Source organism: Paenibacillus sp. N3/727 (assembly GCF_022637315.1).
Taxonomy (GTDB): Bacteria; Bacillota; Bacilli; order Paenibacillales; family Paenibacillaceae; genus Paenibacillus_AQ; species Paenibacillus_AQ uliginis.
Genome location: NZ_CP093336.1, coordinates 3,777,693 through 3,799,691, shown reverse-complemented (window position 1 = coordinate 3,799,691; position 21,999 = coordinate 3,777,693). Strand labels below are relative to the sequence as shown.

Genomic DNA, 21,999 nt, shown 5'->3' with positions numbered 1-21,999 from the left:
ATGATACATCAGCTTTATCATCTTGTGCATGTTGTAAACGTAGCGATCGGCTCGTCTGAATAACGATTCGGACGAGCCGATTCACCCTAAGTATGAATACCTTTTTGAAAACCGGCCGTTTTCAAAGAAGGTATAGCAGACAATAATAGAATAGGAGCGAGACCATTGATCTCTACTAAATCAAATTACATTAGAAATAAAATCGCTTTAACTGCATTGATAGTAGCATTGGGAATGACTGTCATAGGCAGTGGATTTCCTACTTACGTTAGTGCCGACACTTCCAAACAGGCGGCTGGTGCCAGTTACATCGCCGCAGCGATGAAGGGGATTAAACATAGCGGCGTGACGTTTAGCTTACCCAAAGTTATGTATGACGGAAATCGTCTAGACATTACTGTTCGACAAGAGGGGGGGACGATGGATCCGTTGAATTTCCCAGTATTGTCTGTTGACGGGAAAGAAATGATGTTTTCTACCAGTATAACTACTAGTGAGGGAAGCAACACAGCTTTGATCTCCTACTCCATAAATGGCAAACAGCAGCTCTCGGATAATTTCAATATGACTTTGAAGTTGTACGCCAAAAACGTTAAGGAGCCGTTTATCTTTAACGTCCCGGTGAAAAAGCTTGATAGTCTGGTAACATTGCAGCCGGGTACCACTAAAAAAAGTGGGGATTTTAGCTATACCGTGGACTATTTCGAGATGACACCGCTAATGATGAAGCTTAAGGTGAACAGCCAAGGCAAAGTTCCGGCAGTAGCCAAATCGAAGGGGCTCTCGAGCAAGATGTTTTATGACATTGTAGATGAAAAAGGAAATATAAAAGAGGTAACCGTTAGTGATATCGACGTAAAGTCAAAGCCTGGGTCAAACAGTAAAGAAGACCTGAGCTATGCTTCCTCGTTCAAAGCAGTGCCGAAAATAATCACGATTAAGCCGTTTACATATACCATAGACACTAAAGGTGAAATTATGAAAGACAGTAGTGGCAGAAAGTGGGCCAAGACGTATTACAAGAACTTGGAAATGAAGATTACAATGAAATAACAATCGATCGATGAGGGGAATTCACGCTGATGCCAGCGCGGATTCCTTTTTTTGTGCGGGAAGAAAGCCATATTTCACTCATTTTGCCGTGGAATATCTTAATGCTGCCATACTTACCGCCGAAGTTAAGATAATTTAACAAGTATTCCCCCTAATAATAAGATGGTGTCACAAAATCGGTGTTCGGGATTGTTATATAGGTAAAGAAGAGAGGAGGTGCGCTCTTGCAGTCACCCATCCCCGGGGAAGTGGAAGGAAAAAGATATGCAATTGAAGCGGTTATAGAACAGATCAAAGCAGGAGACAAACAGGCATACAGAGTGATCATTATCCAGTTTGAACGACAAATGTATACTTACTGCTACTATATTCTGAAAAATCATGCGGAGACACAAGATGCTGTACAGGAAATCTTTATCCGCACCTATGAAAATATTGTTCAGTATAGCAGACAAGTATCCTTCTCTGCCTGGCTGTATAAAATTGCCTACCATCATTTGATCCATATGAAGAAAAAGCAGAGCCGCCAGCTCAAGTTGGCCGAACATAACAAAGAGAAGCAGCCTGTGCTGCAAATCTTCCAACACGAGTCCGTAGTTTATGAGCTTTTGACTTATCTTACAACGGAAGAGCGTCATATTTTACTCCTTAAGGCGGCAGCACAGTTCACCTTTGATGAAATAAGTGAGATCATGGATCTCACTTCCGTCACAGTACGGATAAAGTATGAACGATTACGCCGAAGACTGATGGAACTTGTTAGCCAAACCGAAGAAGTGACACAGGCGACATTAGCCGAAGCAAACTGATTGAAGTATGAGTTATCAAATTATGAATAAGATTGGGGAGAGTCCAAATGACAAGAACAACATCCAAAAGAAAGCCTAATTTAATTAAAAGAACCATCATGGTGGCATCTGCCACAGCAGTTCTCGGCGCAGCAGTGATTGGCACAGGATTTATATCGCCAGCAATGGCGGATAGCTTGAAGAAAGTTCCAATGTTCGGCACGCTCTATGAGGGAACTAGTGAAAAAACTGTGCAAGCTGCCATTCAACAAGGAATTGTATCTGAGCCTAACTTGAGTGTAACTCATGATGGAATCACGCTGACGGTAGCTGATTTACTGTATGACGGAGACAGTTTATCCTTCATTTTGGATCGTGAAGGGGTAGATTTGCCGAATACTGCATCTCCATATATTAGTGAAGATGCGGAGATAATCTCATCTCCTGAATATATCAAATCCAGGCAGGTTCCTGAAAAGGATCAAAAGAAAGGATATATTAAGACGCCAACCATTCTTGCGAATGGACAAAAAGTGGATTTCAGCGAAGGTATGTTTGGGGATTATCCAATGAAGGATAATGCTTATAGCGTTAAATTGACAAAGGGACTGAACTTGCCTGACCAATTCGAGCTAACGATACAGGCGAATGTCACAGGGGTAGAGGGAACCTTTGAGTTCAAAATTCCAGTAAATATAGATAATAAAGCGCTCGAAAAAACTGTGCAAGCTGCCGTTAAACAAGGAATTGTATCTGAGCCTAACTTGAGTGTAACTCATGATGGAATCACGCTGACGGTAGCTGATTTACTGTATGACGGAGACAGTTTATCCTTCATTTTGGATCGTGAAGGGATAGATTTGCCGAATACTGCATCTCCATATATTAGTGAAGATGCGGAGATAATCTCATCTCCTGAATATATCAAATCCAGGCAGGTTCCTGAAAAGGATCAGAAGAAAGGATATATTAAGACGCCAACCATTCTTGCGAATGGACAAAAAGTGGATTTCAGCGAAGGTATGTTTGGGGATTATCCAGAGAAGGATAATGCTTATAGCGTTAAATTGACAAAGGGCCTGAACTTGCCTGACCAATTCGAGCTAACGATACAGGCGAATGTCACAGGGGTAAAGGGAACCTTCGAGTTCAAAATTCCAGTAAAATCACATTGATCAACTGTTCAGTCCGTTTAATGAAACACCTAAAACCATTACGATTAAGCCGTTTACCTTGACTGTAAACCAGAAGGATTGGAGTGTGGTTGGACAAGGAAAGAACAGCGTTGGTGATAAGACATATCTGAAAGATCTGGAGCTGACCATTCCAGTTAAATAATAACTAGCAATATAGTAAAAGAGAGACCGGCATAAGTTGCCAGTCTCTCTTTTGGTTACTAGATTATAATTACAATTTGCTATATTACGGATCGAAAGGTTTACCTAACTATTGGTTATATTAGCGCAAAGTTTTCAGTGCACCGCTCCATGCAAGCACTTGGTCAAGCATACCATTAATATTTACGAGATGCAGATCAGCCGGCTTGAAAACAGCTTCAGGTGCAAATGCATTTTCAAAATCAGTGAATATGGAGAGGGCTGGATGTACACGGACATCCGCTACGGACAATTCTCCCAAAATTCCACGCAAATGCTCTGCGGCCCGTGCACCACCTACTGAACCATAGCTTACAATACCTGCTGCTTTATTGCCCCATCCTTCACGCGCATAATCCAGAGCATTTTTTAATGATGCTGTAATACTGTGGTTATACTCTTGTACGATAAATACAAAGCCGTCCAGACTTGAAAGTTTGGTATTCCAGGCAGTTGCTTGTTCTGTAGCATCGGCTTCTCCCAGAAGTGGAAGATTGAAATCTGCGATATCTACGATTTCATAATTAGCATCCCCACGTTGATCCGCGACACTCTTTACCCATTCTCCAACTTGTGGACTTAAACGACCTTGACGCGTGCTTCCCAAAATGATCCCGATATTTAATTTTGACATTGTTTTTCCCTCCTGATTCTTTTCACATTAATATATGTTCTGTCTTCGTTTTTTTGTATGAGCTAATAATAATCTTTATAGGTGTGTATTGTCAAGTAACTTACAAAAAGTTTGTTCGACAAATATATATATGACAGAGGAATTATGATAGAGTATTCCTATAACAGGGGTTTACAAAAACAATTATTAAAGAGGTGGAAATATGGAACTTAGACAGCTAAGGCAGAATGAATTTGAAGCAAGCGTGAAATTATCTGAGTATGCCTTTCAATATACACAAACTCCAGAGGAAAAAGAATCCAGCAAGCAGCTTTTCAAGCCCGAACAATTCTGGGGGATCTTTGATGGAGAAGAACTGCAAGCAAAACTGACAATAATCCCTTTTCAAATCTATCTGCAAGGTAAGGTTGTAGATATGGGCGGTATTGCAGGGGTGGCTACTTGGCCGGAAAACCGCAGAAAGGGACATGTATCCACACTCCTTAAGCATGCGCTTCAAGAAATGAAGAGCCAGGGACAGACTATTTCCTTTTTACATCCTTTTTCAATTCCGTTTTACCGTAAGTTCGGATGGGAACTCTATACAGAGTATAAAAAATATACGATCCCTGTACAGAAATTCCCGCCTAAAATAGATTTTCCAGGGAAAATAGTGAGAGACCTAACTGATATCTCTGTTCTCAATTCGTTATATCAATCATTTGTAAATCGATATAATGGAACCCTGGTGCGCGATGAAGTATGGTGGAAACAGTCGGTGCTGCAGGAATCTGTACATAGCGCTGTTTATTTTTCAGCAGATGGTGAACCGCAAGGTTATGTGTTATATGAGTTAAAAGATAAAGTGATCGAGTGTGATGAATTCATTTACTTGAATGAAGAAGCACGAAGTGCGCTGTGGACGTTCTTTTCAAACCATGATTCCCGTATTGAACAAGTAATGATGATGATGGTGCCAGGTGACGATCAGCTGCCATACATGCTACCCGAACCCCGTATAACTCAGGAACTAGTCCCTTATTTCATGGCGCGTATTGTAGATTTGAAATCATTTATAGAACAATACTCGTTCGAGGCGAATATAGAGGCTGAACTAACGATTTCAGTGAAGGATTCAGCGGCTACTTGGAATAACGGCTCGTGGAAACTGTCAGTAAACAAGGATGGAAGAGCAGATGTCATTCAACTGTCTTCAAATGATGACAATCAAACCGATATATCTACAGATATTCAGACGCTTTCTGCACTCTTTATGGGTTATAAGCGCCCTCGAGAGTTACACCAGATGAATCGTCTAAACGGTAATCCCTTGAAAGTAGCGCAGTTCGAGTCCATAATCCCTGTGGGACAAACCTTCCTTATGGATCATTTCTAAATGAAAGCTAAACCATCGTTGATGTCTGAACCATAACGAGTTATGTTGCATAGCCGAGCAGATCCAGGATTTTTCCTGATATTTGTTCGGTTTTTTCATGCATTGCGTTAGAAGTGAAAATATCAACATATGAAAAATTCACAATAGTAATTAAAACAGAGTCATCTCTCCTTTGATCATGCCCACAAAAGCAGAATAAATCCGAACATAATTACTAATCTTGTATAAAAGGAATTACATATGTAAATATTTGCATATTTCCCTGTCGGAAATGTACCTCAAATGAATCGACTTTTAAAAGTTACAAGATATGCTACGTCTTTTTTTGACTGTATATTCAAACAACTATATATTTAAAATAATGTACGAGATTAGAGAGGAAAATTGTCATGACTAAAAAACTATATTACGATTCTGCTTATCTGGCCCAATGGGAAACAAGCATTTTAGAAACGGTAGAGAAAGATGACGGCTATTATGTCATTTTGGAAGAGACGGCTTTCTATCCGCATGGGGGTGGGCAACCTTGTGATGTAGGGTATATCCAGGGAATTCCTGTGCTTGATGTCCTCAGTGAAGCGGATCAAATATTACACAAGCTTGAGCGGTTTCCCGAAGAGAGTACAGTAACATGTCTGATCGATTGGAATCGAAGATTTGACCACATGCAGCAGCATAGCGGACAGCATTTGCTCTCGGCTGTTTGCCTGGACTTGTATCAAGCCATGACCTTAAGTTTTCATTTAGGAACGGATTATTGCACGATTGACGTGGAAGCTTCTGAGTTGAACACAAGTCAGCTTGAATCCATTGAGCGCGAGGTCAACCAGCAAATCTATTCGAACCATTACATTCTGAGTTATTTCGTTTCCGGGGAAGAGGCCAATCAACTGAATCTTGTAAAGCAGCCAAAGGTGACGGAGAATATTCGAATTGTTGAAATCAAGGAAGTTGAATACAACGCATGCGGAGGGACACATGTCTCTTCAACCGGCGAAATCGGAATGATCAAGCTACTCAAAGCGGAGAAACAAAAGGGGAACATTCGGATCTATTTTAAATGCGGATATCGAGCCTTAGAGGAGTTTAATGATAGCCAACGGATATTGGGTGCCTTGTCTACCAAATTCAAAACCGGCAAAGATGAAATCTTAGACCGGATTGAGAAATGGGAGAAGGAGCAAAAACAGCTTCAAGCCGAGCTGTCCATTCTTAAAGATAAAAATGATGAGTATGTTGCACAAGAATTGTTATCTAGCCATGGAAGCACTCTAATCGCACAAATATTTGAAGACAAAAGTCTTAAAGATCTACAAAATTTGGCGGCCAAAATCACCTCGCAAAGTGATGTACCAGTACTGCTGGCTACTAAAGCCGAGAATAAAGTTGTTCTATCTCAGAATAGCAATTCTGGGCGTTCCTGCGGTGCATTCTTCAAAGCACATCTTGGGAGTTACAATGGAAAAGGCGGGGGCAGCAATATTCTGGCACAAGCAGGGTTCCCAACCTGGGAAAATGCTAATGCTTTTTATGAATTCACAGCGCATGCTCTCAAAAACCAAATTATCGATTAAACAAAGGCATCTTTTTCTCTCGGATAGGGACACAATTCTTATCATAGAAAAGACAATCGCGATGAATGCGATTGTCTTTTTTTGATAGGAGCACTCAAGTTTGTATAAGAATCACTTTGAAAATGTGCATTGTTCGAACCAAACGAGTGCTATATAATAGACCTGTATCAGTGAGAATGATTATCATTATTGTTGGATGGATCGTATTCACTATTCGTACATATACAACATTCATGGGAGGGAACATTTATGGCAAGGTCACGTCAAATAATGACTGTCTTCATAGCAGTGACGCTGATTCTGATGATCGGATTAAGTGGATGCGGAGCACCAAAGGATATAGCGGATACAGCGCAATCTCAACAGGTTACGGAAAATAAGGACAAACCGTCAGAAGAGCAAGGAGATGCGTCCAATTCAACACGAATTGTGAGGGATGAATTTGGTGAGGTGAAGGTCCCCACAGATCCTCAGCGTATTGCTGGGGTTTATTTGGAAGACTACCTCGTAGCATTGGGTATAACACCTATTGTGCAATGGTACCATCCGACTTGGGGAATCCAGGAATATTTGAAATTGGATGTGCCTCAATTTGATATTAGTGGGAGCATCGAAGCGATGCTGGAGGAAAGTCCTGATTTGATCTTTGTGGACGGTGCAGCGGATGCGGCTAAATACGAAACGTATTCCAAGGTAGCGCCGACATACAGAGTAACGGAATCGGTGCTTCAAGATCCAAGAGAAATCCTTAAAACCATAGCTAATGTATTGGGTATGTCTGATAAGGCAAATCAGGTCCTTCGTGATTATGACCAAAAGGTCTCCAACGCGAAAGCCAAATTAAAAGCAACGATCGGAGATGAGACAGTCGCAGTCATGAGGTTGAACATTGGCGACAAATCGATTGCGCTGTTTGGCATCAATAATCGATTTGTAGGCAATATTCTCTATAAAGAATTGGAACTGAAACCGAATGCGTCAGTGAGAGACATGGAAGAATTCCAAGCTATTCTATCTGAAGAGATGATTCCGAAATTTGATGCTGATCATATTATCCTATTACCGTCGAACGGTTCGTGGACTTCGGAAGAGAATAAGGAAGCGATGAAAATATTAGACAGCTCATTATGGAAGTTGATGCGAGCTGTCAAGAAAGGCAATGTCTATATGGCTGATCGATCACACTGGCAGACAGGTGCAATTACGGCCGATATGTTGAAAGTGGATGATCTATTAAAGTGGTTCGTCAAGTAAGCAGGAAGAAAAGAGGATAGGCATGGTTCGACCAACTTGGTTCTATGTTCTAACGGATATTCAATATAACGTTAAAACGTCGGATTGGCACCAGGAAGATAGCTTTAATCGGAATTATACGATGTTGGTTATGACAAGCGGGGACGGGAGAATTGTCATAAACGGCACAGGAATTTGCTCGAAGCGAGGATCTTGCATGATTGTCACGCCCGATATGTCAACGTGTATGATAGCTGGAGAGGAAGGACTAGGCTTCTATCGACTAATTTTTGAGGTGTCTCTTCTGAACACTTCAGAGTTTCCAGAAGATCTACCATTAAGATTAACACATCATATTCCGTGTAGTGGCGAGGTGGTGTGCCAACCTTTTTCAGAATGCATTGATTACTTGGAAGCAATCTATCAGAATCGAAATTCCCAAGATGAAATGGAATTATTTCGTAACCATGTCAGATTTCAAGAGTTACTGAGATTCATATTTGAACAAAACCTTTTCATCCATAAGGAAATGAGCATACGCCAGGCTGTGTCTAATTCTATCGAGCATATCAAACAGAAATAAATGAATACTATTTTAGTCGGAGATTTAAGCAAACATTCGGAATTTCTCCGGGACAATACCGCCGTCATTTAAGAGATGGATCTCGCGTGTTCGCTCCGTTTCTTGAAGATTTTCTAGTGGCCTTAGGCGTAACACCTGTTATGCAATGCTACCATGCAGGATGGGGGAAGCAAGAGTATCTTGGTCTGCAGAATGTACCTATATTCGATATCGCTAGAAACCCGATCGATACATTACTTGACCACAAACCGGATCATATCTTAGTAGATGGGGGAATGGATCGTTGGATGCCTTTTGATCAGATCACCGAGTTGGTGCCAACCTATAACTTGACACATCCCGGTGAGGATTGGCGTGCTACTTTGCGTACGGTGGCTGATTTGCTAGGGAGGACGAGTCTAGTTCAGGATATTATTGAGCAATATGAAAATAAAGCAAATGAAGCTCGAAGCTTACTTCAACGCTCTGTTCGTAAGCAGACTGTTGCGTGTCTTCGAATATCTGCTCTTGGTGTGAGCCTGTATGCAGGATCAGAACGTGGCTATACAGGACCAGTCCTATACAGCGATTTAGGGCTGACGCCACATCCCCTAGTTCGGAAATTAACGAATTATCATCGCAGAGCAGAGCTTACGCAAGAATGGCTCGAACGGTTGGATGCCGATCATCTGTTCATTATGTTTGATAAGCGGCATTCGAGGGTGGAAGGTGAGGAACGCCGACTGTTGAATACCCCTTCTTGGCAGGCTCTTCCGGCAATGAGGAACCGTTGTGTGTATGAGGTTGATTTTATGACTTGGATGAATTATGGCATTCTGTCTCATGGGCTAAAAATTGATGATGTCCTAAAGGCTCTGGTATAGTGTGCTAGGTTGCGAATCTATAAGCTCAAGAACCCGATCCAATTGGATCGGGTTTTTTGTGATCGATTTATTAACATTATCTTTATTAATCTAAGAAAAATTTAATATTTCATGAATATGTTTTATAACATCTTAGTTTTATATTAATTCATATAAACATGATGAATTCATTATTGATTTATATCGTAGTTTTTCCAGTGAAACTCAATATATTAACGGTTGCATATATGCTATTCTTTTTAGACAAATTGAATCCATACTGCAGGTGAGAACAATCATGATTCGGGATTTAATGCTTAGCTTCTGTTTATTGACGATTTTCACATTTTTTTTCGAGCATTTTATGATGAAAGTCAACATGAATTTAAAAATTATAACATGGTATGTATGGAAGGTAGGGCTCTATCAAGGAATTGTGGGTGTCCTGTTAATGTACTTCGGGCACCATTTCGATAATTATTTTTTAGCGGATTTAAGAACGATTCCTATTTTGATCTCGTCCTACATCGGAGGTCCCTTCTCAGCAGTGATCACGATGTTAGTGATCCTCATATTTCAGTTATCCTACGTCTCTTCAATAGATATTATGATTCAAGGGACAATCATCATGTCACTCCTATTGATCATTAGCAACACATCTGTTCGATTTATTAAGCATTACTGGATGCAGTGGTTAATATCCGTTACATGCTCCAATTTCGTTATTCTTACTATTTATTATTACATGGAAAATCCTCCTTTAATATCTGTTCAATTACAATACTTTCTCGCTTATCAGGCATTCGGCTTATTTATCGCTGCGAAGTTGTATTACATGAGTAATGCTCAAAAATTAAAGCATCAATTCGATGTCTTACAAAGCGATTTATTAGAAATTCTTCACCTTCAACCCGGATTAATTTATAAATTAACGAAAGAAAATGGGAAGATTATATATAAAATTGGAGGGGGGGCTCTTTTTGAAGAGTTAGGATTATGTAGTGAAGATATTGTAGGAAAATCCATTGACAATATTTCTGTATTTCCTGATGAATTAAGCAGTTTCTTACAATGTCAAAAAGAAAAGGCTTGGCGTGGCGAGCAACTATCATTTGAAACATGCTTTGCGAAGCGCACTCTTTTAGTTACATTAAAACCGATTTATTACAACAACAATGTTGTCTCTGTCATTGGCTCAGCGATTGATATTACAGAACGTAAACAATCAGAGAGGCAGCTCGTGGAAAGCGAAGAATTATATCGTTCTCTTGTTGAAAGCTCGCAAGATTTTATTGTGCACTTTGATGTTGATGGGCGTGTGACATCAGTGAATAAAAAAGTATTAGAGACCTTCCGAACTCAGCCAGAAAAGGTTATAGGGGAATTCATTACCGATCATCTACCTCCAGGAGAACATATTGAGTCGTGGTTGTATCATTTTAACCAGGTCATTTCTGGAAGGGAAATGGAAAGTTTTGAATACAGTTTCAAGTTCAATAACATTGAATTTGATTTTCATGTCACACTGTCTCCATTCTTTGATATTAATCAAGTGATCATAGGGATTATGTGCACCGCTCATGATATCAAGAATCTTAAGATGAGTAGAGAAGCTGATGAGGCCAATAAGGCCAAGAGTGAGTTCGTCGCTCGAATGAGTCATGAAATTCGTACACCATTAAGTGGAATTATTGGATTAACAGAGTTGTTAATGAGGCAGGAGATGTCACCTGTACAGAAAGATTATTTAGATAAGATTCTCTCATCTTCTAATACATTACTTCGGATTGTTAATGATGTTCTCGATTTCTCAAAAATCGAGGCTGGCAAAATTGAACTTCAGAAGGTACAGTTCAATTTACATCATTTGATGCAGGAATTATCCGATATCTTAACCGTTCTCGTAGGAGAGAAGCGATTGAAATTTATTATTGATACGTCAGCGGATATCCCGGAAACGCTTTATGGCGATTCTTTGCGTATTGAGCAAATTTTAATTAATATGATTAACAATTCTATAAAATTTACAGACAGCGGATATATCTATGTCAAAGCGGAACTGCTTAGCTATGAAGATGACATGTTCTACTTAGAGTTTTCTGTTAAAGATACGGGGATTGGACTCACAAGTGATCAGATGAGTCATCTGTTCGAACCATTTACTCAAGTCGGACATTTTTCAAAACATAAATATGGAGGAACGGGTTTAGGGTTATCCATTTGTAAGTATTTCATTGAGTTGATGGGGGGGACCATTACGGTTAATAGTCAGCCTGGGTATGGAAGTAAGTTTTCATTTACACTCCCGTTTGACCATGTGCCACTGAATGCCCAGATAAGGAGGGAAGATCCAATCGAATTCTCTCGGATGAACGTACTCGTAATTGAAAGTAATGAGGTGGTCAGCAAAGGAATATGCTCCATGTTGGAATCTATGAATTTTCAAGTGATTTGCTGCGACAATTATATGAATGTTGATTTTTCAAGTATTCATTTAGAAGTGATACTGACAGATTTAAGTAAGGATACAATGAATGACCTTAATGATTGGTTGCATCTAAAGCGACGGACTTCTGCTATATCAGTTCGTCATGTCGTTATTTTAACTCCAATGGTTCGTGAAGAAATCATGAAACTCCCCAAGCATTTGCAGCCGGATGCAATAATTTTGATGCCGGTTAGTCGGATTGGACTGTATCGAACGATGAGATCCTTGTTCTGGCATAAATTCAAAGAGTCAACAGTGATTCAGAGGACTCAATTCAATGCCCTGCGAAATCGAAAAATGAATATCTTGCTCGCTGAGGATAATGCAATTAATCAGCTCGTTGTAACAGAGTTATTAAAATCCTACGGGTTCTCGGTAACCATAGCTAATCATGGCAACGAAGTTCTTAGATTACTAAATCGAGAACAATGGGATCTGCTCTTAATGGACATTCATATGCCAGAACTTGATGGAGTAGCAACAACGAAGAAAATTCGTGAAGATCACCGATTTGATCAATTGCTGATCATTGCCTTAACGGCCAATACGGTGAAGGAAGATCATGAGATGTACTACCGTATTGGAATGAATGGCGTATTAACGAAACCGCTTGAAGTCGATCAACTTTTTTCATTGATTAACCGACGGGATGCTTCAAAAGATGGTAGTGTGTACAAGAAACGTGAAGATCAAAACAATATCGAAATTGACTTACAAGGGATTGATATTCAAGCGATTCGACGAAGGGTCAATGGAAAAGAAAATATTTTGGTTCATATGTTCATCGTATTCTTGCGTGACTACCGTGATTTTACGAACCGATTGCAGGAGACATTGTCTCGATTCGATCTCACAAATACCCGAAGAATGCTTCATACGCTGAAAGGCGTAGCTGCAAATATATCTGCAGATGGACTGCTTGCAGCAGCCAATCAGCTTGAAAGTATTCTAGATAAAGGCGGAGATATTAAAGCTAGCATGGAACATTTGGATTGGGAAATGCAAATGATAATTTCTTCGCTACAAAACTATATAGATATCGGATACGAAAGTAACATTATTCATGAAAATGATGGTGAGAGGGACTAACAATGAAAGTAATTCTAATTGAAGATGACGAAATCATTGGTGAAATGATCAAGATGTATTTGACAGATGAGGGGTACATCGTATTAAGAGTTGATTCAGGGGTTCAGGGATTAAGCATCATAAAAGAATTTAATCCGGATATCGTTATCATTGATTTTCTTCTGCCAGATCTAAACGGTACGGAAGTATGCAGGGAGGTTCGTAAAGATTCTTTTGTACCCATTATTATGATATCAATGAATACAGAAGTGCTGAATCGAGTAGAAGCATTGATTGCCGGAGCGGACGATTATTTATGCAAGCCGTTCAGTATGAAGGAGCTTTTGGCGAGAATGTTTGCTCTTACGCGAAGAGCATACCAGGGATCTATCGAGCGAGGATCAGACGATAAGGACATTGGATTCCGTGCAGAAGGAAAGAGCATTATCATTGAACATGAGTATCGAGCGATTAAAGTTCAGGAACGACGTGTAGAGACAACATTTTCAGAATTTGAAATTATGAATTTGCTCTATAATCATCCGGAACGCGTATTTACCCGAGAGGAACTGATTATTTATTTACGTGGAATAGATACGTTGGTCAATGAGCGTTCAATCGATGTACACGTGATGAAATTAAGGAATAAAATTGAGGAAGATCCCAAAAATCCGAAATATATTAAAACGGTCTGGGGAATAGGGTATAAATTTTCGCCAAATTAGATTTGTCTTTGGAGACCTTCTTATAGAAGGTTTTTTTCTGTCTAGAAAGATAGAACTAAGAAAATAGCAAGAAATATAAGGAAAAAACATAAATATCAAACACTAATTTTAGAATTGTTTTAATAAACCTCGTTTATCATTTGATTATTAATTTGACTATTCAGTGAAAAAGGGGATTGTGCAGTGCGAATTTTACGCAACTTAAAAGTACGAACAAAACTGTTTCTGTTAATCGGATTTTTTACCGTTTCCATGGTAACGCTTTCAGTGATTGGATTTCTTTCTATGACCTCTATGGCTAAGAATGCGGATGCGATATATTTCAATCACATGATACCTCAAGCTAACTTTATAAAGTATCGTGCTAATAACCGGGCCATGGAGACGATTGTTTTTCAATTGATGCAGGACACATCGAGGCAAGAAACGGAGAAATTCAATGCTAAATTTGAGGAATTGTTAACCGAAAATTTGAAGTATCTAGATATGTTTCTCGAGTCGGGGATGTCGCAAGAGGAAAAGAAGATCGTAACCGATATTAAAGCAGGGTATCCGGCTTATATTGAGTCAATGAGACAAGTAATCGCTTTGGGAGGACAGAATCGAAATGATGAAGCTTACGATTATTACAAATCGGTAGTAGAACAAGCTTATAATGTGATCTATCCGTTAGGTGTTCAGTTAGAGAATGATCTTATGAATAGTGCTGATGCAATTAATCGCTCGAATACAGAGCATGCGGAACAAAGCATTCAGCTTACATTCTTCATTTCAATTGTAATGATTGCAATATGCTGTGGATTAGGGATACTGATCATTCGTATGATTGTAAAGCCAATTCAAAGCGTACAGAAATTAATGAAAGAAGCGGAGCGTGGGGATTTCACCGGTCAAGTGAACTATCGTTCCAAAGATGAACTAGGGCAATTAACCGATTCATTAAATAGTATGCTTCATATATTAAGAGGCTTGTTCGGTCAGATTGCAGAAACTTCACAGCAAGTAGCAGCGTTCTCGCTTGAACTTACGGCAAATGCTGAACAGACGAGCCTTGCTAGCGAGCATATTGCATCCAACGTTCAAGGAGTGGCAAGCGGAGCAGATCGGCAGGTCCAAGTGGTTGAGCAAACTGCAGAAACGCTAATACATATGGGAAATGGAATACAACATATTGCACGGAATGCGCAAGTTGTGTCCGAAACAGCTATACAGGCGTCGGATAAATCATTAGAAGGTAATCAAGCCATCACGACCGTCGTACATCAGATGAATTCGATCCATGGGGCTATTAACGAACTAGATCTTGTCATTCATGGATTGAAACAGCGATCCGAAGAAATTGGCGCAATTGTAGGGGCTATTACAGAGATTGCCGAACAGACCAATCTACTTGCTTTAAATGCGGCTATTGAAGCGGCTAGGGCTGGAGAACATGGCCAGGGGTTTGCTGTTGTCGCTAATCATGTTCGTAAGTTGTCCGAGCAATCGGCAATTTCTGCTAATAAAATTTCGGTACTCATTACCACCATCCAGTCAGAAACGGAAAAAGCAGTTCATTCAATGGAACGGGCTACAACTGAAGTATTTAGTGGCATGGATACCGTCAATTCAGCTGGTCAATCCTTTGAACAAATTCAGCAGTCTGTAAATGAGGTGGTCAGTCAAATTCAAGAAGTCTCATCAGAAGTTCAAAATTTAGCATCAGGAACAGATCACATGCTTCGTTCAGTAGAACACATTAATGAAGCTGCTCAGACTTCAGCCGTCGGGACGCAAAATATTTTGGCTGCAACAGAAGAGCAACTCGCATCCATGGAAGAAATATCGGCATCCTCATCTTCATTATCCCAAATGGCGGAAGATTTACAAGATAAAGTCAATCAATTTAAAATTTACGGATAAGTGTAGAACGAGTGTTTTCTTATGACAGAAATGTGAGGTGCACCTATGAATTATTTAAGAGCAGTTATATTCAGTGTTGGGAATAGAGAATTCGGAATCGATATTAATCATGTCGTAGCTTATAAAAAGATGCCACCTGTATTGAATAATTCCAAAAACCTTGAATATATGAAGGGAAGCCCCACAAAATGTCAGATCATTGCGCCTATTATTGACCTACGCACCAATTTTCTAGGGAATGAGAACAGCTCAGATTTTAAGATGACCCGATTGCTTATTGTTGAACGGAATGATGACCTCGTAGGTATAATCGTTGATAGTGCAATGGATGTAATGGATATCTCAGAGGACACGATTCAACCTTTCAAAATGAATACAGATTTCGATTATTACATCGGTATTTCGAAGCAGGGTGATCGAGAGATTATTATTCTTGATGTGCAGAATATGATGGAAAACCTCTATTTGTATATTTCACGGCAAAACGGATTCCATTAGAGATCATAAAGTTACATAGCAGCTGCGGGGTAGATACAGGGTTTTCGCCTGATATTTACTCCGTTTTTTCTTTTTGTCCGAAATCTTGTTATAATGCTTAATATATCTTCCCCCCTATAAAGAATAAAAGGTGAAAAAAATGCTCTCATTTACTAGATTGATCAAATGCAAACCCCCTATCCCGTGATTTCTTCATCGGCTAACTGAGATTTTTGAATTATAGGGGGATTAGCTGTGGAAAGAAAAATCTCAACACCATCATTGTTATTATTAATTATCCTTGTGGGTTTCCCACAAATTAGCGAAACGATATATACACCTTCATTACCGGATATAGCTAGTAATCTAAATGTAAGTAGTAACATGATCCAACTGACACTCAGTATTTATTTTCTGGGTTTCGCCGTTGGCGTTTTTTGCTGGGGTAGGCTTTCGGATTCTATTGGGCGGCGTCCCGCATTGCTTTGGGGAATATTAGTTTATGGAGTAGGAAGTCTGGGGTGCTTCCTGTCTGATTCCGCCGAATGGTTATTAGTGAGTCGATTCATTCAGGCTTTTGGTGCAAGTACTGGTTCTGTCGTTACACAAACGATTCTGCGCGAGAGTATCGATGGAGCTAAGCGTCACGCTGTGTTTGCTCAAATTTCTGCAGCTCTTGCTTTTACGCCGGCAATTGGGCCACTCATTGGAGGATGGGTAGATCAATGGCTTGGTTTCAGAGCTGTTTTCTTCACTCTTATTGTGATAAGCGTTTCTATTTTTACGTATACGTTCGTTTCTCTGCCTGAAACAAGAGTGCCCACAACCTCAAGAATTAACACACTTTCTGTGGCCAAGCGTCTGATTTCAGACCGAAGAGTATGGGGATTTGGTTTTCTTATCGGAGCAACAAATGGGATATTGTTTAGTTATTATGCAGAAGCCCCATTTATTTTTATTAAATTTTTTGACATGAGTCCTGGTGTATTTGGATTTTTTGGTATTTTTGTGGCATTGTCATCCATACTAGGGGCGATGCTTTCGAAGAAAATGCTAGGCAGATTCACAGCAGAAAAAATCATCCTTATGGGCTCCATGATAACGACTGTGGGGGCTGTATGTCTCACTGGTCTTGCCCTTTATGGAATTAGCCCTTCCGTTATATTTTTGGGTTTAATGGTAGCTTGTATCTTTATCCTGCTGTTGGGGATTGGTATGGCCATTCCGAATTGTCTGAGCTTAGCACTTGTTCATTATAGTGATGTGCTTGGTACAGCGGGTGCCATTTTTGGATTAGGTTACTACGTTGTTGTCAGCCTTATTACGAGTGGCATGAGTTACCTTCACAATGGATCATTAGCAACGATGCCTTTGTATTTTCTCGTACTGGCGATTATCATGGTATTTGTAAGCAGGAAGATTGTTCGACATGAAACAAGGTAACCTACTATCATGAAGAAGATTATAGGTTATAAATGTAAGTAGACTGTTCGATAACAATCACATAAGCATCGAGAAGCCGATTTTCTGTTTATAGAAAATCGGCTTCTTCTTTAGATGCTAAATGTTCCGAATAAGCAAATTATATTACTAAATAGTTATCAGCTACTCCGACAGAAGTTTATAATATGGAGGAGATTTCTAAATTTTCAAAGGAGGGTTAATCGTGCAATATAATTCAACGTATAATATCCACAATGCAAGTTTGGGATTACAAACAGAGATTGAGAGGCTAAAAGTGCAGGCTTTAATGGGGTGGGATAAAGAGTTTCGTAACTTAAAGTGGTATGGTTTGGAGAATGGAATGAGCGTAGTTGAACTGGGTAGCGGTCCAGGATTTTTAACCCAACAACTAGTAAATAGCTTACCCGACAGTCTGATCACTGCGTTGGAGATTGAAAAGACGTTATTAGATAAAGCCCAAAACATGTTAAATCACATTCCCGAAGATCGGCTACGCTTTGTTCAATCATCAATTTATGAAACTAGATTGCCGGATGAATCGTTTGATTTTGCAATTGTACGGTTACTTTTTTTACATTTACATAATCCAATGCAAGCTGCGCAAGAGATATTTCGTGTGTTAAAACCCGGAGGCAAACTTGTAATCATTGACATTGATGATGGAATATTTGGAGCTGTTAATCCGGATGTACAAGCACTGCCGACCGTTCTAAAGAAAATAGCAGATCATCAGGCTACAAAAGGGGGCAACCGATATATTGGCAGGAGCTTACCGCGTCTCTTAACGAATGCGGGCTATACAGATGTCGATATCGATGCTGTAATTCAACATAGTGATATACATGGTATTGAAGGGTTTAAACTACAGTTTGATATCAACCGCTTTGTGGGATTTTTTAATAATGGTCTTATTAATCAAGAAGAATTCGATCAATTGAAGTCAGCATCTGAGAAAATATCCAATTCTCCAGATGCATATGCAATGATGACGTTTGTAATGGCTCATGGTAAAAAGCCTGAGATTTAAAATACTTAGTCGGAGAAAATGCTCTTTTCCGATACATGGATGAGGCGTACTACATCGAATGTACATCGAGTATACTCTAACCAATACAAACATTTCGGGTGAATAGATGAAAAAAATAATTTTTACTGGTGGCGGTTCTGCAGGTCATGTTACAGTGAACCTCGCGTTAATACCAAAATTTATTGAGGCAGGCTGGTCAACTGGATATATCGGATCTAACAACGGGATAGAAAGGGAAATAGTCTCCTCTATTTCAAACGTTAGTTATTATTCAATCTCAACAGGAAAGTTAAGAAGATATCTGGATTTCCAAAACATAAAAGATCCATTCAAAGTTGTAAGAGGTGTTTTTCAAGCTTTTCAGATCATAAAAAGTCAAAAACCAGACATTGTGTTTTCTAAGGGTGGATTTGTTTCTGTACCTGTTGTCATTGGAGCATGGCTAAATAAAATACCGGTGATCATTCATGAATCGGATCTTACTCCTGGATTAGCCAATAAACTTGCCATTCCATTTGCTAGTGTAATATGTACTACTTTTCCGGAAACAGCAAATTCATTAGGCAAAAATAAATGTCACTATGTAGGCCCGGTACTTCGGGAGAAATTAAAACAGGGAAACGCGGAACGAGGACGAATTTTCACGGGATTTACAAAACGAGGTAAGCCAACCATTTTAATTATGGGAGGGAGTCTTGGGGCGCGGAGTATTAACCAAGTTGTTCGAGATTCCTTATCTAAATTAACAGAACATTTTCAGATCGTTCATTTATGTGGGAAAGGGCAGTTGGATTCCTCACTTACAAATTCAGATTATCGCCAATACGAATACATAAACGAAGAGTTACCAGATATATTGGCCATGTGCGATTTTGTTATTTCTCGAGCAGGGTCCAATTCGATCTTTGAATTTTTATATTTTAAGAAACCGATGATACTGATACCACTCACCAAGGAACAGAGTAGAGGGGATCAGCTGCTTAATGCGGCTTCATTTGAACGAAACGGTTATTGTAAAGTTTTGCATGAGGAGCATCTATCCACGGAAACATTGCTTGAGTATATTGATAAAATATCTCAAAACAAGGAAGTATTCATTCGGAACATGAGCCAGCTTGAGCCTAAAGATGCACTATCGATAGTCTACAATTTGATCATCGAAACAGCCCAAAAGTGATCTATAAATCGCGTTTAGACGTAACATATAGAGAGCGTATATATCGGAGAATAGTCGTTTACAAAAAAGGGAATGATTTGTTATCATATATGAAATATTCAAACGCGACGATGAGAAGAGTAGGGGAAAATGTTCTTGTACAGAGAGCTCCGGTAGCTGAAAAGGAGCAAAGAGCTTTTTCCCGAACCAAGCCTCTGAGCAGCATGTCGGAACCTTGAGCGGGGATGGCATGACGGGAGCTCCCGTTATAGAGCTAGAGTATAAACATTGCCTGCAATGTCGTACTTGATAAGGTTAATATGGCGACATATTAATGAAGCTTGGGTGGTACCGCGAATAACTTCGTCCCCAAGACATGAAGTCTTGGAGGTGAAGTTTTTTTATTTGCAATTACCACGTATCAAATTCATTAGGAGGAGTCGACATGAGTAAGGAAACGAAGTATCCAACCGAAAATTTTTTAGTTAGATTGATTAATGATGAGCTTAAATCGAGACCACTCGAGCGAGACATGTGCACGCGATTTCCACCCGAGCCTAACGGTTATCTTCATATCGGGAGCGCATATGCAATACACACGAATTATACATTGGCTCAAAAGTATAACGGAACGTTTCATTTACGTTTTGACGACACGAATCCTCTTAAAGAGGATATCAAGTTTGTAAACGCGATTATCGAGGATATGCAGTGGCTCGGTTATGATCCAGGTAATCATATCTATTACGGCTCGGACTACTCGGAAGAAATTTATAACGCTGCGGTCACTTTGATAAAGCAAGGAAAGGCCTATGTCTGTGATTTATCCCCGGAGGAAGTTACAGAATATCGGGGGACTTTGACGGAGCCAGGCAGGAACAGCCCATATAGAAACCGATCTGTCGAGGAGAATCTGCAGCTTTTTGAGAATATGAAGAAGGGTCTCTACCCGGCCTCCTCCAAGGTTCTTCGCGCCAAAATCGATATGGGTTCGCCTAATATCAATTTGCGTGATCCTGTTATTTATCGAATTATTTATGCTGAGCATTATAGGACGGAAAAAGACTGGCTCATCTATCCACTGTACGATTTTGCTCATCCTATTCAAGATGCAATTGAAGGAATCACCTATTCCTTATGCTCAATTGAATTCAAAGACCATCGATCATTGTACGAGTGGGTCTTAAAGGAGCTTGCTATCCCTGAGCCCCCGCGACAAAGGGAGTTCGGGAGACTGAACTTAACGGGTGTCGTGACAAGCAAACGGTTTTTGAGGCAGTTGGTAGAAGGTGGGGACGTAGACGGCTGGGATGATCCGAGGCTTCCGACGATCCAAGGTTTAAGAAGAAGAGGCTTTACACCGGAAAGCATACGCAACTTCATTGAGGAAATTGGAAGTATCCGAACCCAAAGCACGGTAGACATCTCGTTGCTTGATCACTGTCTAAGGCAAGATCTAAAGGAAAAAGTAGTTAGCGTCATGGCTGTTTTGCACCCTCTTAAGGTCGTGATTACAAATTATCCGGAATATGAAGTTGAGCTGTTAACGATTGAAAACAACAGTGAGAACGAGGATCTGGGGAAAAGAGAGGTTCCTTTTTCCAAAACGATATATATCGAACGGGACGATTTTATGGAGCTGCCACCCAAGGGCTTTCACCGGCTAAGTTTAAATACCGAGGTAAGACTAAAAGGTGCTTATTTCATCAGATGCAATGAAGTGATTCAGGACCCAGATACTGGTGAAATTACGGAGCTTCGTTGTACTTACGACTCGCTCACAAAGAGTGGTACTGGATTTATTGGACGTAAGGTGAAGGGAACGATCCATTGGGTCTCAGCGGTTCACGCTATAAAAGCAGAGGTTCATCTGTACGAGAAACTACTTTTAGAGCAGAACATTTCGAAGGAGAACAGTGTTGATTGGACGGATGTCATCAATCCAGACTCACATGTTGTTATAAAGGACGCTTTGATGGAATCTCTCGTTGAACATCCTCTCAAAGAGCAAAAATTTCAATTCTTACGTCATGGCTATTTTTGCGTAGATAAGAAATTCAATACTGATGATCAACTTGTATTTAATCGTACCGTTGAAAGATAACTGGAAGAAGAGATGAAGCTAAAGTATATGGATAGGTTTGGAGTTTGACACTTCAAATATCTATAACAAATAAAGAGAAAGGCGCTACCTTGCGCTTTTTTCTTTTTTTGTTTTTCAGTGATTCATGCGG

17 protein-coding genes and 1 other annotated feature are annotated in these 21,999 nt (G+C 39.9%); of the genes, 15 read left to right on the top strand and 2 right to left on the bottom strand.

The window, feature by feature from the left end; translation table 11 throughout:
• The first annotated feature begins 165 nt into the window (after positions 1–165).
• A complete protein-coding gene (locus tag MNQ98_RS17340) occupies positions 166–1,053 on the top strand; it encodes a DUF5643 domain-containing protein (RefSeq protein ID WP_241929384.1) in 888 nt (295 codons plus the stop codon).
• Here MNQ98_RS17340 and MNQ98_RS17335 read toward each other — a convergent pair.
• Positions 1,040–1,195, bottom strand: a complete 156-nt coding sequence (locus tag MNQ98_RS17335; RefSeq protein ID WP_241929383.1) for a hypothetical protein — start codon at positions 1,193–1,195, stop codon at positions 1,040–1,042. The two genes, MNQ98_RS17340 and MNQ98_RS17335, sit on opposite strands and share 14 nt — an antisense overlap.
• Positions 1,196–1,277: 82 nt before the next feature.
• Here MNQ98_RS17335 and MNQ98_RS17330 point away from each other — a divergent pair, with 82 nt between their 5' ends.
• Both MNQ98_RS17330 and MNQ98_RS17325 read left to right on the top strand, forming a co-directional pair.
• Positions 1,278–1,862 carry an RNA polymerase sigma factor gene (locus MNQ98_RS17330; RefSeq protein WP_241929382.1) on the top strand — a complete coding sequence of 195 codons (585 nt, stop codon included), beginning with the start codon at positions 1,278–1,280 and terminating at the stop codon, positions 1,860–1,862.
• 47 nt (positions 1,863–1,909) lie between these two features.
• On the top strand, positions 1,910–3,016 hold the full coding sequence (locus MNQ98_RS17325) for a DUF4179 domain-containing protein (RefSeq protein WP_241929381.1): 1,107 nt from the start codon (positions 1,910–1,912) through the stop codon (positions 3,014–3,016).
• A gap of 283 nt (positions 3,017–3,299) precedes the next feature.
• Here the strand turns inward: MNQ98_RS17325 and MNQ98_RS17320 are convergent, their stop codons facing one another.
• Entirely contained in the window at positions 3,300–3,851 is a 552-nt protein-coding gene (locus tag MNQ98_RS17320; protein WP_241929380.1) for an NADPH-dependent FMN reductase, read from the bottom strand.
• Positions 3,852–4,053: 202 nt separating this feature from the next.
• On the opposite strand from MNQ98_RS17320, the gene MNQ98_RS17315 reads away from it, so the two are divergent.
• The 12 genes from MNQ98_RS17315 to MNQ98_RS17260 all read left to right on the top strand — a co-directional run bounded on the left by MNQ98_RS17315 (position 4,054) and on the right by MNQ98_RS17260 (position 21,869).
• Entirely contained in the window at positions 4,054–5,226 is a 1,173-nt protein-coding gene (locus tag MNQ98_RS17315; protein ID WP_241929379.1) for a GNAT family N-acetyltransferase, read from the top strand.
• 389 nt (positions 5,227–5,615) lie between these two features.
• The gene (locus MNQ98_RS17310; RefSeq protein WP_241929378.1) at positions 5,616–6,800 is read left to right on the top strand and encodes an alanyl-tRNA editing protein; all 1,185 of its coding nucleotides are present in this window, start codon (positions 5,616–5,618) and stop codon (positions 6,798–6,800) included.
• 249 nt (positions 6,801–7,049) lie between these two features.
• Positions 7,050–8,054, top strand: coding sequence for an ABC transporter substrate-binding protein (locus MNQ98_RS17305; RefSeq protein WP_241929377.1), 1,005 nt, complete (start codon positions 7,050–7,052; stop codon positions 8,052–8,054).
• 702 nt (positions 8,055–8,756) lie between these two features.
• Positions 8,757–9,479 carry an ABC transporter substrate-binding protein gene (locus tag MNQ98_RS17300; protein WP_241929376.1) on the top strand — a complete coding sequence of 241 codons (723 nt, stop codon included), beginning with the start codon at positions 8,757–8,759 and terminating at the stop codon, positions 9,477–9,479.
• Positions 9,480–9,756: 277 nt separating this feature from the next.
• Positions 9,757–13,035, top strand: coding sequence for an ATP-binding protein (locus tag MNQ98_RS17295; protein WP_241929375.1), 3,279 nt, complete (start codon positions 9,757–9,759; stop codon positions 13,033–13,035).
• Positions 13,036–13,037: 2 nt separating this feature from the next.
• Complete coding sequence (locus MNQ98_RS17290) at positions 13,038–13,739, top strand: response regulator transcription factor (RefSeq protein WP_241929374.1); 702 nt, start codon at positions 13,038–13,040, stop codon at positions 13,737–13,739.
• Positions 13,740–13,922: 183 nt separating this feature from the next.
• Positions 13,923–15,641, top strand: coding sequence for a methyl-accepting chemotaxis protein (locus MNQ98_RS17285; protein WP_241929373.1), 1,719 nt, complete (start codon positions 13,923–13,925; stop codon positions 15,639–15,641).
• Between the two features lie 45 nt (positions 15,642–15,686).
• A complete protein-coding gene (locus MNQ98_RS17280; RefSeq protein WP_241929372.1) occupies positions 15,687–16,139 on the top strand; it encodes a chemotaxis protein CheW in 453 nt (150 codons plus the stop codon).
• 234 nt (positions 16,140–16,373) lie between these two features.
• The gene (locus MNQ98_RS17275) at positions 16,374–17,561 is read left to right on the top strand and encodes a multidrug effflux MFS transporter (protein ID WP_241929371.1); all 1,188 of its coding nucleotides are present in this window, start codon (positions 16,374–16,376) and stop codon (positions 17,559–17,561) included.
• 223 nt (positions 17,562–17,784) lie between these two features.
• Entirely contained in the window at positions 17,785–18,609 is an 825-nt protein-coding gene (locus tag MNQ98_RS17270; RefSeq protein ID WP_241929370.1) for a methyltransferase domain-containing protein, read from the top strand.
• A gap of 106 nt (positions 18,610–18,715) precedes the next feature.
• Positions 18,716–19,786: an undecaprenyldiphospho-muramoylpentapeptide beta-N-acetylglucosaminyltransferase gene (locus tag MNQ98_RS17265; RefSeq protein WP_241929369.1), complete on the top strand. Its 1,071-nt coding sequence runs from the start codon at positions 18,716–18,718 to the stop codon at positions 19,784–19,786.
• A gap of 98 nt (positions 19,787–19,884) precedes the next feature.
• Positions 19,885–20,139: a binding site (T-box leader), on the top strand.
• 71 nt (positions 20,140–20,210) lie between these two features.
• Positions 20,211–21,869 carry a glutamine--tRNA ligase/YqeY domain fusion protein gene (locus tag MNQ98_RS17260; RefSeq protein WP_241929368.1) on the top strand — a complete coding sequence of 553 codons (1,659 nt, stop codon included), beginning with the start codon at positions 20,211–20,213 and terminating at the stop codon, positions 21,867–21,869.
• Positions 21,870–21,999 lie beyond the last annotated feature (130 nt).